The sequence below is a fragment of the Vibrio sp. D173a genome (assembly GCF_030248475.1).
Genome location: NZ_JAHGAH010000542.1, coordinates 1 through 810 on the forward strand (window position 1 = coordinate 1; position 810 = coordinate 810).

Annotated in this window: 1 protein-coding gene; it reads left to right on the forward strand. The window is 48.4% G+C overall.

Going from position 1 to position 810, the window contains the following annotated elements; translation table 11 throughout:
* Window positions 1-623, forward strand: a 623-nt coding sequence (gene phnE, locus KIV40_RS27380) for a phosphonate ABC transporter, permease protein PhnE (protein WP_285352352.1), incomplete at its 5' end; no start/stop codon positions are given.
* Window positions 624-810: the final 187 nt, after the last annotated feature.

The following is an 810-nucleotide window of genomic DNA, read 5'->3' on the forward strand; positions in this document are numbered from 1 at the left end:
ACTTTTTCCCCGCTGACTTCGGCGAGAGCAACATCTACTTCAGCGAAATGTTGGTGACCATTCAAGTCGGTATTTGGGGCACGGTGTTGTCTATTTTGTTGGCGATTCCTTTTGGCATCCTCAGTGCTGAAAACCTAATGCCAAGCTGGGTGACGTTTCCAATTCGTCGTTTGATGGACTGCTTGCGCGCTATCAATGAGATGGTGTTTGCGATGCTGCTTGTGGTGGTGGTTGGATTAGGGCCATTCGCTGGTGTTATGGCGCTATTCATTCATACCACAGGTGTCCTTGCCAAGCTGTTTGCAGAAGCGATTGAAGCGATTGAACCGGGCCCAGTTGAAGGCGTGAAGGCAACGGGTGCCAACCCAATCGAAGTCATTCTGTATGGCGTAATTCCTCAAGTGATGCCGCTGTGGATCTCTTACTCACTCTACCGCTTAGAGTCGAACATCCGCTCCGCAACCGTGCTTGGTATGGTCGGCGCTGGTGGTATCGGTGTCTTGCTTTGGCAATCAATCTCTGGCTTCCAGCTACAACAGACAGCCGCAATTATGGCGATTGTTATCGTGACAGTAAGCGTGATTGATTTCATCTCTCAAGTTATCCGCAAGAAGTTTATCTAGGCATGTTACATGCCTATTTAACTCTACTTGTCTAGATAACTTATTGAATTATCGAAAAGGAAATGCAGCGAGTGCCTGTTTATTTGGATATCGCTTCAGAGCTTGAAAAAGAAGTGAAAGAGCAGTTCGTGCCCGGTGATTACCTGCCGACCGAGTCGAACCTTGCCGAGCGCTTCCGTGTTAATCG